Origin of the sequence: Bacteroides mucinivorans (genome assembly GCF_034654355.2) — a bacterium.
GTDB lineage: Bacteria > Bacteroidota > Bacteroidia > Bacteroidales > Bacteroidaceae > Bacteroides > Bacteroides nordii.
On the sequence record NZ_CP178179.1, the window covers coordinates 5,353,148 to 5,370,087 of the forward strand.

The 16,940-nt window shown below is 42.3% G+C and carries 6 protein-coding genes and 1 pseudogene; 5 read left to right on the forward strand and 2 right to left on the reverse strand.

Annotated elements, in window-relative coordinates; all coding sequences use genetic code 11:
* The first annotated feature begins 316 nt into the window (after positions 1 to 316).
* The 4 genes and pseudogenes from VCM39_RS20345 to VCM39_RS20360 all read left to right on the forward strand — a co-directional run bounded on the left by VCM39_RS20345 (position 317) and on the right by VCM39_RS20360 (position 9,348).
* Positions 317 to 3,370 (forward strand): SusC/RagA family TonB-linked outer membrane protein, encoded by a 3,054-nt coding sequence (locus VCM39_RS20345; protein ID WP_221651216.1) that lies wholly within the window; start codon positions 317 to 319, stop codon positions 3,368 to 3,370.
* Positions 3,371 to 3,483: 113 nt separating this feature from the next.
* Positions 3,484 to 5,013 carry a RagB/SusD family nutrient uptake outer membrane protein gene (locus tag VCM39_RS20350; protein ID WP_221651215.1) on the forward strand — a complete coding sequence of 510 codons (1,530 nt, stop codon included), beginning with the start codon at positions 3,484 to 3,486 and terminating at the stop codon, positions 5,011 to 5,013.
* A 452-nt stretch (positions 5,014 to 5,465) separates the two neighbouring features.
* A pseudogene (locus tag VCM39_RS20355) lies at positions 5,466 to 7,829 on the forward strand (glycoside hydrolase family 3 N-terminal domain-containing protein); the annotation flags it as partial.
* 160 nt (positions 7,830 to 7,989) lie between these two features.
* Entirely contained in the window at positions 7,990 to 9,348 is a 1,359-nt protein-coding gene (locus VCM39_RS20360; protein ID WP_321028845.1) for a glucoamylase family protein, read from the forward strand.
* Positions 9,349 to 9,806: 458 nt separating this feature from the next.
* Here VCM39_RS20360 and VCM39_RS20365 read toward each other — a convergent pair whose 3' ends face one another.
* Positions 9,807 to 13,406 (reverse strand): hypothetical protein, encoded by a 3,600-nt coding sequence (locus VCM39_RS20365; protein ID WP_322933183.1) that lies wholly within the window; start codon positions 13,404 to 13,406, stop codon positions 9,807 to 9,809.
* 232 nt (positions 13,407 to 13,638) lie between these two features.
* Between VCM39_RS20365 and VCM39_RS20370 the strand changes: the two genes are divergently transcribed.
* On the forward strand, positions 13,639 to 14,064 hold the full coding sequence (locus VCM39_RS20370; protein ID WP_322933182.1) for a hypothetical protein: 426 nt from the start codon (positions 13,639 to 13,641) through the stop codon (positions 14,062 to 14,064).
* Positions 14,065 to 14,147: 83 nt separating this feature from the next.
* On the opposite strand, the gene VCM39_RS20375 is transcribed toward VCM39_RS20370, so the two are convergent.
* Positions 14,148 to 16,685, reverse strand: a complete 2,538-nt coding sequence (locus VCM39_RS20375) for an outer membrane beta-barrel family protein (RefSeq protein WP_322933181.1) — start codon at positions 16,683 to 16,685, stop codon at positions 14,148 to 14,150.
* Positions 16,686 to 16,940: the final 255 nt, after the last annotated feature.

Consider the following 16,940-nt stretch of genomic DNA (forward strand, 5'->3'; position numbering starts at 1 on the left):
TATATGATAAAGAACTACAGTCTTTTAATCTGCGTTCATTTGTGTTAATCCGCGTTTCAATCAGAGAAATACTACTCTGTGGAACTCTGTGTTACTCTGTGGTGAGTTTTGCTCATTCCGATCAGATTCAAGCCATCTCACCTTCCCCATCTTCGTCCTCTTTCCCACTGTTAAAAATCACGATTAACACTCTTATCCTAATCTTTTTTACTACTTGTTTGTTCACTTTAATATTTTCGTCGCCACTTAATGTGACAATAAGGCCCAAGAGAGTATTCTAATAAAGTAGTTCATGTAAATAGTAAAATTTAACGCAATGAGACCTAGACCTTTACAACATCTTCCTGAAGAGAAGAGAACCTCCTGGCTAAGGAATATCCTTGCCATAGCCTGTCTGTTACTGACTTCGTCATCTCTGTTTTCCCAAACAAGAACAGTGACAGGTACAGTAACCGACGCGCTGAATGAACCCCTGATCGGGGCATCAGTACTGATACAAGGTACTTCCACCGGAACGGTCACTGACCTGGATGGAAATTATTCTATTTCTGTCACTCCGGATAATGTACTTGAATTTTCATACGTAGGTATGCAGAAACAGACGATTCCTGTGGGACTGCAAACGGTAATCAACGTTGTGATGAAAGACGACTCACAGATGCTGGGTGAGACCGTAGTCATAGGATACGGTAGTGCTAAAAAACGCGACCTTACCGGTTCTATTACCAATATAAAAGGTGAAGAAATTGCTAACAAGCCTGCTACTAACCCACTGTCTTCTCTGCAAGGAAAGATTGCCGGTGTACAGATTATCAATAACGGACGCGCCGGTGATGATCCTGAAATACGTATCCGCGGAACGAATTCTATCAACGGCTACAAACCTTTGTATATTGTAGACGGACTCTTCAACGACAATATAAACTTCCTTAATCCGGAAGATATTGAATCAATGGAGGTATTGAAAGACCCTTCTTCATTAGCCATATTCGGTGTACGTGGTGCGAACGGTGTAATCATTATCACCACTAAAAAAGCAAAAGAAGGACAAACCAGAGTAAATATCAATACTTCTTTCGGTTGGAAATCAGTTGTGGACAAAATAGCAATGACCAATGCTGACCAGTTTAAAGAATTATATAATGAACAGCTGACCAATGAAGAGACTGCTCTTTTTGACTTCAGCAACTGGAACGCTAATACAGACTGGCAAGACGAAATTTTCCAGAACGGATTCATTACCAATAACAATATCAGCATTACAGGTGCTTCCGAGAAGCATAGCTTCTATCTGGGTGTAGGCTATTCCCATGAACAGGGTAACATCAAGCATGAGAAGTTCAGCAAAGTGACCATCAATGCAAGTAACGAGTACAAGCTGACAGACTTTTTCAAGGTTGGTTTCCAACTGAACGGCGCACGTATCTTACCCGCCGATGCCAAACAGGTATTGGGCGCTATACGTACCACACCGGTTGCACCTGTATACAATACAGAGTATGGCCTTTACACAGCTTTGCCGGAATTTCAGAAAGCACAGATGAACAACCCGATGGTGGATGTAGATCTGAAAGCCAATACTACCAAAGCTGAAAACTACCGTGCTTCGGGCAGTATATATGGTGAAATTGATTTCCTGAAACATTTCACAGCCCGTGCCACATTCTCTATGGATTATGCTTCGGACAACGGACGAACTTACACACCAATTATCAAAGTATATGACCCTACCGTGCAGGGTAATGTTTCAACTTTGGGAACTGGAAAGACAGAGGTGAGCCAGTTCAAACAGAACGAAACAAAAGTACAGAGCGATTACGTACTGACGTATACCAATAGTTTCGCTGACGGTGCACATAATCTGACAGCCACTGCCGGTTTTACTACCTATTACAATTCACTGAGCAGACTGGATGGCGCCCGCAAACAAGGAGTGGGACTCGTTATCCCCAACGATCCGGACAAATGGTTTGTCAGTATCGGAGATGCAGCCACTGCCACCAATGGTAGTACGCAATGGGAACGAACAACCGTATCCATGCTGGCACGTGTCATCTACAATTACAAAGGGAAATACCTGTTCAACGGTTCGTTCCGTCGGGATGGCTCCTCCGCCTTTTCATATACAGGCAACCAATGGCAAAATTTCTACTCGGTAGGTGCAGGCTGGCTAATGAGTGAAGAAGAGTTTATGAAAGATATCAGTTGGCTGGACATGCTGAAACTGAAGGGTTCATGGGGTACATTGGGTAATCAGAATCTGAGTACCGCCTATCCGGCCGAACCGCTACTGAAAAATGCATATTCGGCTATATTCGGTAAACCGTCCATCATCTATCCGGGATACCAACTGGCATATTTGCCTAACCCCAATCTCCGCTGGGAAAAGGTGGAAGCCTGGGAAGTGGGATTCGAAACGAATATGCTCCGCAACCGGTTACATCTGGAAGGAGTATTCTATAAAAAGAATACGAAAGATTTGCTTGCAGAAGTTCCGGGTATCTCCGGTACTATCCCGGGCATCGGTAATCTGGGAGAAATCAGAAACAGTGGTGTAGAACTGGCAGCAACCTGGCGTGATCAGATCGGGGATTGGGGATATTCAGTAAGTGCAAACCTGACTACGATCAGCAACAAAGTAAAAAGTCTGGTACAGGAAGGATATTCTATCATCGCCGGAGATAAGAGCCAAAGTTATACAATGGCCGGTTATCCGATAGGTTACTTCTACGGTTACAAGGTAGATGGCGTGTACCAGTCACCGGAAGATATAGCCTCCTCTCCTACCAATACCTTGGCCACCGTAACTCCGGGTGATTTGAAGTTCAAGGATGTGAACGGTGATGGCAAGATTACCCCGGAAGACCGTACCATGATTGGCGATCCGACGCCGGACGTCACCTACGGTATTTCTTTAGGAGTATCTTACAAGAACTGGGACCTCAGCGTCGAAATGATGGGACAAGGGGGCAATCAGATATACCGTACCTGGGATAACTATACCTTTGCTCAATTCAACTATATGGCCCAACGACTCGACCGTTGGCATGGAGAAGGCACATCAAACAGCCAGCCATTGCTGAATACGAAGCATTCCATTAACCGCGAAAATTCGGAATACTACGTTGAAAGCGGACGTTTCTTCCGTATCCGTAACCTGCAACTGGCGTATACTTTTGATAAAGCGTTAATTGCCAAAGCACGCATGCAGGCGCTGAAGGTATACTTCAATGTTCAGAACCTGAAAACATGGAAGCATAATACCGGATATACACCGGAATTAGGCGGTTCCGCCATTGCTTTCGGAGTAGATAACGGTAGTTATCCTGTGCCCGCCGTTTACACTTTCGGCATCAACTTAACCTTTTGAGAATGGAAAATTGAAAGTTGAAAGTTGAAAGTGAGCTGCGCTATCAGGCTGCATAGCAACTGTCAATTGTCAACTGTCAATTGTCAATTAAATAATAATCAAAGAAAGCAATTATGAAACTATATATTTATATATTATCCTTGTCATTAGTTATCGGGGCGATGACACTGACAAGTTGTAACGACTTTTTAGATCGTAGTCCACAAGGACAATTTACAGAAGACGACGATCCGAACGCATTGGTAAATGGCAAGATTTACAACGTTTACACCATGATGCGTAACTTTAACATAACTGCAGGGACACCGGCATTCGCCATCCATAGTTTCCGAAGTGAAGATGCCCAAAAAGGCAGTATAAGCAGTGATGGTTCGGACATTGCAGAAATGTACGACGATTTCATCTACACACCTACCAATGGTTTATTGGGTGGATACTGGAGTCAGAATTACGCAATCATCTTCCAGTGCAATGACATCCTTACCTCTATTGAAGAGAGTGAAGCGAGCGGCAAGCTGACGGAAGAAGATCTCCGTAATCGCGGAGAAGCGATGTTCTTCCGTGCCTACTGCTACTTTAACCTGGTACGTGCTTTCGGTGAAGTTCCTCTGATCACTTTTAAAGTGAATGATTCTTCGGAGGCAAATGTGCCCAAAACCACCGCAGAGAATCTTTACAAACAAATAGATAAGGATCTTGCCGGAGCCGAAAAGCTACTGCCGGAACAGTGGACAACAGAATACTTAGGTCGTCTTACTTGGGGTGCTGCCCGTTCGCTCCATGCACGTACGTTCATGATGCGCAATAATTGGGACAGCCTTTATGTAGCCGCCAACGATGTCATGTCAAGCGGACTTTATAATCTGAATACTCCCTACGAGAAGATATTTACAGACGAAGGTGAGAATAACAGTGGTTCTATTTTCGAACTACAATGTACAGCTACAGCAGCAATGCCTGCCAGCGATGTAATAGGTAGCCAGTTTTGTGAAGTACAGGGAGTGCGTGGCGCAAGTCAATGGGATCTTGGCTGGGGATTCAATATGGCAACTGAAGAGTTGTATAATGCCTATGAAGCGGGAGACCCACGTAGAGACGCAACCCTTCTCTACTTCCGTAAGAACGAGACAGATCCGATCACTCCTGAAAATACAAATACCCCTTACAATGAATCGCCTGTATCTCAGGCTATGGGACGCGCCTTTAACAAGAAAGCGTATACAGACCCGGCCTTACGACGTGAATATACCAATAAAGGTTTTTGGGTAAATATCCGGCTTATCCGTTATGCAGACGTAGTGCTAATGGCGGCCGAAGCTGCCAATGAGTTGGGAAAGACCGGAGAAGCCAATGCCGATCTTGAGATGGTACGGGCACGGGCACGTGGCAATAATCCGAATATTCTTCCAAAGATAGAATCGATGGATCAGACTGTACTTCGTGACGCCATCCGGCACGAACGACGGGTAGAGCTTGGAATGGAATTCGACCGTTTCTATGATCTCGTACGATGGGGCATTGCTTCTGATGTGCTTCATGCAGCAGGAAAGCTGAATTATCAGCCCAAGAATGCACTATTACCGTTACCACAAACGGAAATAGATAAATCGAAAGGAGTATTGGTACAAAATCCTGACTATTAATGACATCAATTAATTTAGTGTAAAGTCCATGAAATCTTAAAATAGAGGGAGAATAGAGAAGAAAGAGGCAAGCTGTATCAGCACACCGAAGGGTATAAACCCAACCTATGATAATCTCCTATCATTCATAGACTTACGCCCATAAAAAGTTCTACCTTTAAAGGGATATAGATACATAAATAAGGCAGCTTTAGTGACATGCTGATGTCACCTTCAATGACATCACGATGTCATGGGTGGTGACATCCCTGATGTTACTGGTGGTGACATCACGATGTCATGGGTGGTGACATCACGATGTCACTGAAGGGTACATCAGCATGTCATATATGGCGACGCTAAAAACAGTTATAAATATCAACACTTCTATGCCATATACAGTGATATCCGGATAGGATAAAAGAAGATATTATCAGCCTGTCAGTTCAAATCAATTATAAATAAAAACAAATATGAGTAAAGTAATTAAGAAACTAAGTATTCTGTTTGCAATTGTCCTGAGTGGTACAATCAGCGTTCAGGCACAAAAGTCTCCACAAGACATGAATCGTTTCATCGATGCATTGATGAAGAAAATGACTGTGGACGAAAAGATTGGCCAGCTCAACCTTCCCGTGACCGGTGATATTACCACCGGACAGGCCAAGAGCAGCGACATCGCCGGGAAAATAAAACGGGGTGAAGTAGGCGGACTCTTCAACCTGAAAGGAGTAGAAAAAATCCGCGACGTACAGAAACTTGCCGTAGAGAATTCCCGACTCGGTATTCCTCTGTTATTCGGCATGGATGTCATTCATGGATATGAAACAATCTTCCCCATCCCACTGGGCTTATCATGCACGTGGGATATGAAGGCCATTGAAGAATCGGCCCGTATCGCTGCTGTCGAAGCAAGTGCAGACGGTATCTCATGGACTTTCAGCCCTATGGTAGATATCAGCCGTGATCCGCGTTGGGGACGAGTATCCGAAGGTTCCGGCGAAGACCCGTTCCTCGGTTCACTCATTGCCCGGGCCATGGTAAACGGGTATCAGGGAAAAGAGCCGTCAAGCCAGCTGAAACGTAATGATGAAATTATGGCTTGCGTCAAGCACTTTGCACTTTATGGAGCAGGAGAAGGCGGACGGGATTACAATACGGTTGATATGAGCCGCCAACGGATGTATAACGAATACTTCCCTCCCTTTGAAGCCGCCATTGAAGCAGGAGTAGGCAGTGTGATGGCTTCGTTCAATGAAGTAGACGGAGTACCCGCCACAGCCAATAAGTGGTTAATGACAGATGTTCTTCGCGGTCAGTGGGGATTCGGTGGATTTGTAGTAACTGACTATACCGGAATTTCCGAAATGATCGATCATGGTATCGGTGATCTCCAAACCGTTTCAGCCCGTGCCATCAATGCCGGAGTAGATATGGATATGGTGAGTGACGGTTTTGTCAGTACACTGAAAAAGTCGATTCAGGAAGGGAAGGTTTCTATGATGACCCTAAATACCGCCTGTCGTCGTATTCTGGAAGCCAAATATAAACTGGGATTATTTGATGATCCGTATAAATATTGTGATCCGAAACGTCCGGCACGCGACATATTCACCCGCTCACACCGGGATGCCGCCCGCCGCATTGCTTCAGAAAGCTTTGTGCTCTTGAAAAATGACAATCAGACTCTCCCCCTGAAAGCAACCGGAACGATTGCCGTTATCGGCCCGTTGGCAGACACCCGGACAAATATGCCGGGTACATGGAGTGTAGCAGCCGTACTGGACCGTTCACCATCACTCATTGAAGGACTCCGCGAAATGGTAGGCCGGATGGACGAAATGCCGCTCAACCAGCCGAATGAACCGTGGTATATTCCTCTGATGGAAAACGGAGCTGACATCAATCTACTGTATGCCAAGGGTAGCAATCTGATCAGTGATGCTGCTTACGAAGAACGCGCTACCATGTTTGGCCGTTCTTTAAACCGTGACAACCGTACGGATGCCGAACTGCTAAAAGAAGCAATAGCAACGGCCAACAAAGCAGACGTTATTGTGGCCGCTTTGGGAGAATCCTCTGAGATGAGTGGCGAGAGCAGTAGCCGTACCAATCTGGATCTGCCGGATGTACAACAAACGTTATTGAAAGCATTGGTCGCCACCGGTAAGCCGGTCGTATTAGTACTGTTCACAGGCCGTCCGCTGGTTCTGAACTGGGAACAAGCCAACGTACCTGCCATCCTCAATGTATGGTTTGGTGGAAGTGAAGCTGCTTATGCAATTGGTGATGTGCTGTTTGGTCGCGTTAACCCCAGTGGCAAACTGACCATGAGCTTTCCGCAAAATGTAGGACAAATACCTTTGTACTATGCTCACAAAAATACAGGACGTCCATTACATGACGGTAAATGGTTCGAGAAATTCCGCAGTAATTACCTTGATGTAACGAACGAACCGCTTTATCCATTTGGTTTCGGGCTCTCTTATACCACTTTTGCATACAGCGATATCAGTTTGAGCCAGACCAGTATGAATATGCAGGGAGTTCTGACAGCTTCCGTAAACGTTACCAATACCGGAGCATTCCCCGGCGGAGAAGTTGTGCAGCTCTACATCCGTGACCTTGTGGGTAGTACGACCCGCCCGGTAAAAGAATTGAAAGGATTTGAAAGAATCTATCTCCAGCCCGGCCAGACACGTACTGTTACTTTCAAGATAGCACCCGAAATGCTGAAATTCTATAACTACGACCTGCAATATGTGGTAGAACCCGGAGACTTCAGCATAATGATAGGGCCTAATAGCAGAGATGTACAAACGGCGAGCGTTCGTTTAATTGACAGTTGACAGTTGACAATTGACAGTTGCTATGCAGCATGATTGCGCAGCCAGTATACAGCGCAGCAACTGTCAATTGTCAACTGTCAACTATCAACTAAACAAGGTTTCACGCTGCACAGCAACTTTCAATTTTCAACTTTCAATTAACAAAGACATGAAACATATCTCTTTTTATACACTCTTCTGTTGCCTCTTACTGGTAACAGGGGCGTGTCAGAACAATAAAAAATCAGGTGATAAGAAAGACGCTTCTCTCACCGACAGTCTGGCTACAGACGCATTGCTGGACACAGTTCAGCGACGTACCTTTCTCTATTTCTGGGAGGGAGCCGAGCCCAACAGTGGTCTTGCTCCCGAACGTATCCATATGGACGGTAAGTATCCCGCCGGTGGACCGGACGTTGTTACTTCCGGCGGTAGTGGTTTTGGTATTATGGCCATCCTGGCAGGTATAGACCGTGGCTACGTTTCACGCACAGACGGATTGGCACGTATGGAGAAAATAGTTTCCTTCCTTGAACGTGCCGACCGCTTCAAAGGTGCCTATCCGCACTGGTGGCAGGGTGAAACAGGAAAGGTGAAACCCTTCGGACAAAAAGATAATGGCGGGGATCTGGTAGAAACAGCATTCCTCATGCAAGGGCTACTTGCAGTACATCAGTATTATATAGACGGAACTCCGCAGGAAAAAGTGTTGGCACAAAGAATTGATAAACTCTGGCGGGAGGTAGACTGGAACTGGTACCGTAAAGGAGGACAGAACGTGCTCTATTGGCACTGGAGTCCGGAATACGGTTGGGACATGGACTTCCCCGTTCATGGCTATAACGAATGCCTCATAATGTACATACTTGCCGCAGCATCACCCACTCACGGTGTTCCTGCCGCTGTATATCACGAAGGATGGGCACAGAACGGAGCCATTGTATCTCCGCACAAAGTAGAAGGCATTGACCTTCATCTGCGCTATCAGGGAACCGAAGCCGGACCGCTCTTCTGGGCGCAATATTCCTTCCTGGGGCTTGATCCCGTAGGACTGAAAGACGAGTACTGCCCAAGTTATTTCAATGAAATGCGTAACCTTACGCTTGTCAACCGCGCTTACTGCATCCGCAATCCAAAGCATTACAAAGGATTTGGTCCGGACTGCTGGGGACTGACCGCCAGTTATTCGGTAAATGGTTATGCCGCCCACTCCCCCAATGAACGGGAAGATTTAGGAGTCATCTCTCCTACTGCCGCCCTGTCATCCATTGTATATACACCGGAGTATTCTTTGCAGGTAATGCAACATCTCTATAACATGGGAGACAAAGTGTTTGGCCCTTACGGTTTTTATGATGCATTCAGCGAAACCGATAACTGGTACCCGCAGCGCTATCTTGCTATAGATCAAGGACCAATAGCAGTAATGATTGAAAACTACCGGACCGGATTATTATGGAAACTTTTCATGAGTCATCCGGATGTTCAGGCAGGATTGAAAAAGTTAGGATTCAACAAGCCGGCTTAAAAAAAGAAAAGGTATAGCCGTTACTTCGTTCATCAGTTTTGAATGTATTTCACTACAGAGTAACACGGAGTTCCACAGAGTTTAAATCTTTATTGAAACGCAGATGAACGCAGACTTTCGCAAAGGGAAACAAATCTAAGATAAAGAAATACAGTCTTTTAATCTGTGTTAATCCGCGTTTTATCAGAGAAATAGTACTCTGTGGAACTCTGTGATACTCTGTGGTAAGTTTTGCTCATTTCTATTCAGGTATGAATATAAAAGGGTACTTCCGGGATGAACAGGAAGTACCCTTTTGCCTAAATACAATCAGGCCATCTGGTAGAGATGAAATATAGCAGCCTGATTGTGGAAATTACGGCTTGTCACAAGAAGTAATTTCAGAAACAAACAATATATCCAAAGGAGGAGGCCATCTTCTTTCAACTAAAAATGACCTCTCCATTTATTAAAATGAATTACTCGGTTGGTTCAATAGTAATAGTAAACTTCGCACTCTTCTGAGTACCATAAACATAATCAACAGCTGCTTCAACTTCTACAGTTACAGGCTTAGTCAGATTGATGTTTTTCTTCAATGAGAATTTACCACCAGCAATATTGAAATATTCCTTAGCAGACAATGTCTGATCCGTAGTACCTACTTTACCATCCTTAACGATGTAACGAACGCGGTCTGTTTCAGGGAAAGTTACTTGTCCTGTTTCTGAAGCAGGCGTAGTTCCTGTTACCATAGCATATACGGTCTTACCGTAAGTTACAATCGCACCTTTTGTGATAACATCTGTTCCAAATCGATCCTTCAAGTTAAGAGCAGTAGCAACATCCAGCGTATTGCCAAGAAGAATATCAGCCTTCTTATATGTCAGATCCTTTGAAGAAATCTGCTCGCTCAACGGATAATACATCTTGATACTGAATTCTTCGGATGCAGCTACATTCGATGCAATTTTCGCAGAAAGTTTAACTTTGAATTCTGACAAATCAACGTATTCAGTAAATTCAATATTGCCGTCAGCATCCAATGTCACACCTGTAGGAATGTCTCTTGCATCAATGGTACGGTCGCCATTCAAATCTTTAGTCGGAACTAACTCATAGATATAGTCTACATCATTTGAATAGTAGAAGTAACCAATGCTCAATTCATTATTGATAAGATATGCAGCATCACCGGCCGGTTTATCATATTCCAAGAAATAAGTCTTGGCATCCGTCCAACGTACTTCCTGATGTTTCAACAAGTCAGCAGCTGTAGGATAAGACAGGTTCAAAGTAGCAGTCAGTGTAATATCACCATAAAGATCAGTATGGTAAATCGTACTCATTACATAAGTCTTACGCTCTGCATTGGCAGGCAAAGTAACTGTTATCTTATCAGCATCAACATCGAAGTTAAATGTAGGTTGAGCAGCAGTTGCAAGAGCATTACCCACTTTATGTTCAATCTTAGCAGAAGCCAGATTCTTGATAGCATCTAAAATCTCTTGTGCAGTAGCACCGGCTATAAGTTGATCTGTAAAGTTATTAGCTTTATTAGCCTTGATGATAAAGGTTTGCGCCGCGTTAGAAGCATTATCAGACCACATAAATGCACCGTTTTTCTCAGTAAATGCATTAGAAGACCCTGTTTGAAGATCCTTTTTAGCAATTGATCCATAAGCAATAGTAGCACCTTCTGTATTATTGGTCACAGTATAAGTTACCTCGAATTGCTTATTAGGTACACTTTGTGTATTAACTCCAAATACGTTGTTATCCACCAGTTTAACCTTGAGTTCATTACCTACATTATTAATGTTCACTGATTTCAATTTAACAGCAGCTTTTGTTACTTCAAATCCTTTAGCCGTTAATTCAGCCTTAATTGCGTTCACGTCAGCTGAAGCTGTAGAAGCCAACACCACCCATCTGCTTTCTGCTGTACAATAGATAGAGTATACTTCCAGATTCTGAGTAAATCCACATTCAGCCAGCGTCAACGGTCTGTTTCCATCCGTATAGTTTACTTTAAACAGACTAACAGGTTTCTCTTCAACATCTGTATATGCTATCTCTTTTGCTGAAGGAGAAAGAGCATAAGTTCCGTTAGTGATACCCTTAACACGAAGATTAAAGTAATCAGTTGTAACGTCATTTACAGGTCTACTGTTCGGTTCTTCTTCCGTACCATATTCCTTAGATGTAGCAAGTTTCAAAGCAACCGGATAAAGATTATCAACTAAAGCATCACTCACTTTAGCCTTAATTACAATTGTACCTGCATTGGTTCCGACTTTAACACCACCAGCAACAATTTTCAATGAGCTTTCGCTTGTAGCTCTTGTTTCCAATGCATCTTCCTGATAGAATGAGAAGATCTCAGGTTTAGCAAGTGCTAATTTAACAAGATCCGCCACTTTTTCAGCAGGAGCAATACGGAATGTCATTTCTACTGTACCATTTACGCCATTAATAGTATAGGCAGGAACAATGGTAGTACCGTTTGCATCTTTATACTGAGGAACAAATACAATACTTTGGATACGTTCCAATACAGAATTCAACTCCTGGTCTATCTTATCAACCTTGCCTGTTACATCAGAAATTGCAGCCTCAATAGCAGCTTTGATAACGGCACTGTTCTCCAGAGTTGCCTGAATCTTATTAGCAATAGCCTGATCAATAGTACCAGGGCCCGTCTTTGCAAGAGCATCCGTAATCAAATTACTAACTGTAACCTCAAGATCATTCAATTGCTTAATCAAACCGGACTCTTCATTACCTACAGTTTCCTTCAAAGAAGAGAAGTTTTGCTTTAATTCGTCGTAGTCAGATTTATCAAATACATCAAGCCCTTCCAATGTTTCAATACGTCCGGCAAGTTCAGCATCTGCCTGTGCATATTCGCTCTGCAGACTACTTACAGCAGCTGCTATATCAGTAGCAATTTTTGTAGTAATAGCAGTATTCAATGTAGAATTGGCCTCATCAATGTATTTCTTTACAGCTCCTACTTCTGTTCCAAGCCCATCAAGTCTATCCTCAATGCCGGTAATCGTCCCCTGAATACTACCGATTGTACTCAAAGCACCATCAATTGCTGTTTTATTAGCTGCAATATCAGCCTTCACAGCATTAAGATCTGTAGCCGGTTGATTTTCCAGTTTAGTAATACGCTCTTTCAATGCAGTAATATCTGTTTCCAGCTTACCGATCTGAACATCCATCTGTCCTTTAGCTGTTTCTAAAGCAGCAATTCTACCTGCCAGTTCACCTTTCACAGCAGCCAGATTAGCAGCGGTTTCTGTTTTAAGAGCATCGGTAACAGCTGTCATTTCCGACTTCACCTTTTCGATATCAGCGGCTACGGTAGCAGCATCAGCTTTCTTTGCAAGATCTTCCTGCAATTTAGTTATGCTTTTCTGAATCGGATCAAGTGCAGCTGCTATTTTTGTATCAACCCCAGCAACACTTTTCTTTAACTCGTCGATAGCTGTTGACAATGCAGCAACTGTAGTTTGGTCAGCCTTACCTGCCAACACAGTATTCAGACTCTCAACCGTATTTTCCAGTTTACTGATTCTGGTAGCAAAATCCGAATCTTGGCTCTGCAATTTCTCTATCGTCTTTTTCAACTCGTCAATCACCGACTTGTCAACCTTATTTGCCTTCAAATCATTAACGGCAGTTTCCAAAGAAGCCAAAGCAGCTACTTTATTAGCCAAATCAGTACATTTCTCATTCAGCTCTTTAATAGCCGCCTGATAAGTAGCCTGATCCACCTTCCCATTCACCAGACTGGTGAGAGTCTTATCTGCTTCTTTCAATGCTTCAATGTTGGTCTTAATCTCAGCAATAGCAGCTTCCATCTTAGCATTTGCGACACTCAGATTGCCATTGGCATCCTTCAGTGATTGCAATTGAGATGCTAAATCTGAAATAGAAATAGACTTCAGAGCATCAACCTGTTCTTGCAGCTTGTTGATGTCATCGTCGTAATCCTTGCATCCAACGAAATTCGTAGATGTAAAAATTAGCGTTCCTAAGAGCGCTACAGTTACAAACTTTTTTCTCATAAGTTAAAAAATTACATTAATAATATATTATTAAACACTAAGTTTCGTATATGACGCTATTGTGTAAATTCTTCCCAAACAGCTACTCATCAATCATTTAAAAGTTGGACGACATGTATTATCAATGCCGTTTTTTTAGTAATTTAGCCGTAGCATAGCCCTATTACGGCGCAAATATCAAACATTTATTTGATATAACAAAACAATTAATTGATTATTTTTTTAATATAGTATGGATATAATTGATAGATTACAAGAAATAATAAACTACTCAGATCTGAATGTATCTTCTTTTGCGAAAAAGATAGGCGTTGTAGATCAAACAATTAGAGGAATAGTTGTACAAAGAAGAAATAAGCCGGGATTTGATATTTTGGCCAAGATACTTCAAACATTTACTTGGATCGATGCAGAATGGTTAATAACCGGAAAAGGAGAGATGATCAAGCAAAAAACAACTACGAAAACCGAAAACAGTCCATCATTAGCGGAATTAATTCAATATCTACGGGAGAAGGATTTAAAAATCGAACGGTTGATAGAAGAAAAGACGGAGTTGAAAGTAAAATTTGAAATGGCAAAAAAAATAAATATACAGAAAGAAGAACAGACCCATACTCCGTGTATGCCACAAAATAAGATGAGTCAGGATATGTAATTACTACCTGATTCTATCAGAAGGATTGTACCGTATAACAGAAATGCCTGCATTTTTCGAAAAAATGCAGGCATTTCTGTTATTCAATTTGCCCCACCTTGACCACCGCCGCCGTCACCACCTTTTACATCATCGTTCTCAATGGTACGGGCAGCCTTTTTCACACTGGCTTTCAGCTCACCAATCCGGTAACTTATACTCATACCAAAACGTTGACGGGAATAACGGTAAGCACTCTCCTGCCAGAAGTTATCTCCGTTCACCATATTTTTATTCGTCATGTATTTCTTAAAGAAATTTCCGGCGAAAGCACTCACTGTCAGACGCTTCTCCTTAAGAAAAGAGCGGTTTACACTAATACTGTAGTCATAATAACTACTTCCCTTGCCTTGCAAAGAAACATAAGGAGTACTTCCCATTACGTTTATACTCAGCCGGATCTCCAGCGGCAATGTTTGCTGTACTCCACCATATGCAAATAAATTCCATCCGCTATTCTTCAATCCCTGAGAAGGGCTCTCCATGCGTGAATAATTTCCCCACAGATTCATATAAACACGCGTTTTAGGCGAAGCATTCCAGTTAACATAACCACTTAATCCAAGATTACTATTCTTACCCGAATTCTGATAAGTAGAATAAAGTACCTCCTTGCCTGTATGTTCTTTCAATCCAGGAATATCATTATCATTCATCAGAGTTGTTATCCGCTCTATACCATTATTGTTAAACGAATAGTTTAGTGCCATATTAATATTAAACTTCTGCGTAAAATTACTATAACTAATATTAAAAGAATGACTCTTTTCGCTTTCCAACGATGGATTTCCCTGACTTATATAAGATGGATTAGCATCATTCAAATACGGATTCAAGTACCAGATACTTGGTCGCCAGATACGCATATTATAACCTGCACGGACATTCGACATTTCTGTAATTTTAAAACCCAAACTTGCCGAAGGTATAAAATCATCAAAATTCACATTAAAACTCTCTTCCGGCTTTTCTGTATATTTCACATCCTGCATAGTACGTTCATAACGTATACCGGCCCTGCCCGAAAACTTCTTCACCTTAATAGCATACCCGGCATATGCGGCCAGTATATCATTCAGATGTTTGTAGTGACTACTGCGGTCCGCATCATATTCACCTACCTTGTCATAACGGTTATTATCACTTTTATTATTGCGAATAATATATTTCGCACCTGTTTCAAGCGTATGTATTTTGGCTATCGGAGTCGTATAATCTGCTTGAAAAGCATGCTCCGAACTATTCTGCTTTTCATCAGAGCTATGTCCGTCAAGAACAGTATTCACATAATCTTCCCAATCGGGTTCAACATGATTAATGGTATAGCCTAATTTTGAATTAGAGGTACGAGGGCGCGTACTCACTTTATAAGATAAGGTGAACATACGCTCCTTTACCTTTTTTGATGTACGCTGATAATCGACATTCCCACGGATAGAATACCACGAACCATCACTTTCACTATCGTTCTTGTATGAATAATAAATACTTTCCGAAGAAGCCGGATCAGCATTTCTCATTATTGATTCGTTATATCCATTGCTATCATTATTGCCTCCATACATGCCAAATCCCATTGTTACCAAACGCAGAGTATCTATCTCATAACTTGCCTCCAGGTTACCACTCTGAAAATTGCCTTTTCCCTTGTTGGAGCCATCAGACAAAATTACCGTCTCCTTATTGGTAGACCCCTGTTTCTGCCGCTGAGTAGAACTTGAATAGCTACGAGGATTATTGTTAGCACTATAATTATAACGTGCAGAAAGGGTCAGCTTCTCCTTTTTTATAGTAGTGTACAAGCTTCCACCACCTCCCGTATTACTTACATTACCGCTAAAAGTTGCCGTATATCCTTTAAATCCACTCCCTCCTATCGTTACGATATTAAGAATACCGCCTACTCCTTCAGCATCATATTTCGCACCGGGATTTGTTATTACTTCAATATGTTTGATCGTATTGGCCGGCATACTTTTAAGAACATCCACGGGGTTGTCACTCATCATGTTATCCGGTTTCCCATTCACATGGATCTTAAAGCTGCTACTACCATTCACTTTAATGTTATCCTCGCCATCCACCGTCACCAAAGGTACTTTACGAAGCATTTCCAGTACTGTATTGGTTTTAGAGTCCGGATCATCCTGCACATTATACTCTATTTTATCTATATCAGCTTTTACCAACGGTTTCTGTGCAACGATCTCAACGCCCCCCAGTTCATTGGTGGCTTCCGAAGTGTACAAAGTGCCTAAATCAATAATCTTCTCATTCACTTTCACCTCAAAATCTTTAATCACAGTACTTTTTCCTATAGAGGTAATTGTAATCGTATGGATACCCGGCGCAGCATTAATCTTTTCCTGAAACTTTCCCTGCATATCGGTAACTGCCATCTTCACTGCATTATCCGGCTGCGATTTTTTCACAATCCTAATGGTAGCATAGGGTTCACCTTCCAGAGTTAAAGAGTCAAGAAGTACACCTTTTAGTGTATAAGAAGGAGATGTCGTGTTTTGTGCATAGACTGCATTTGATACAATAAAGAGCATCAATAATGGTAGTAAGTTGCTTTTCATGTTATTGTCGGTTCTAATTTATAGTTTACTAAGACAGATGTCATAGTCTTTATTTACAGTGTTGCGACAAAAATAGGTAGTTTATTTCCTCTTACGAAACATTCGGAGTTAAGAAAGTAAAAAGAGAGCCGAAAAGATATCAAAGAATACATCTTTAGAAAATAACTGATATACAAGAAACCGGAACTTATAAAGTAAATCAGAAGATTCGATTAAAAAACTTGCCATAAAGCACTGATAATCAACAACTACAAG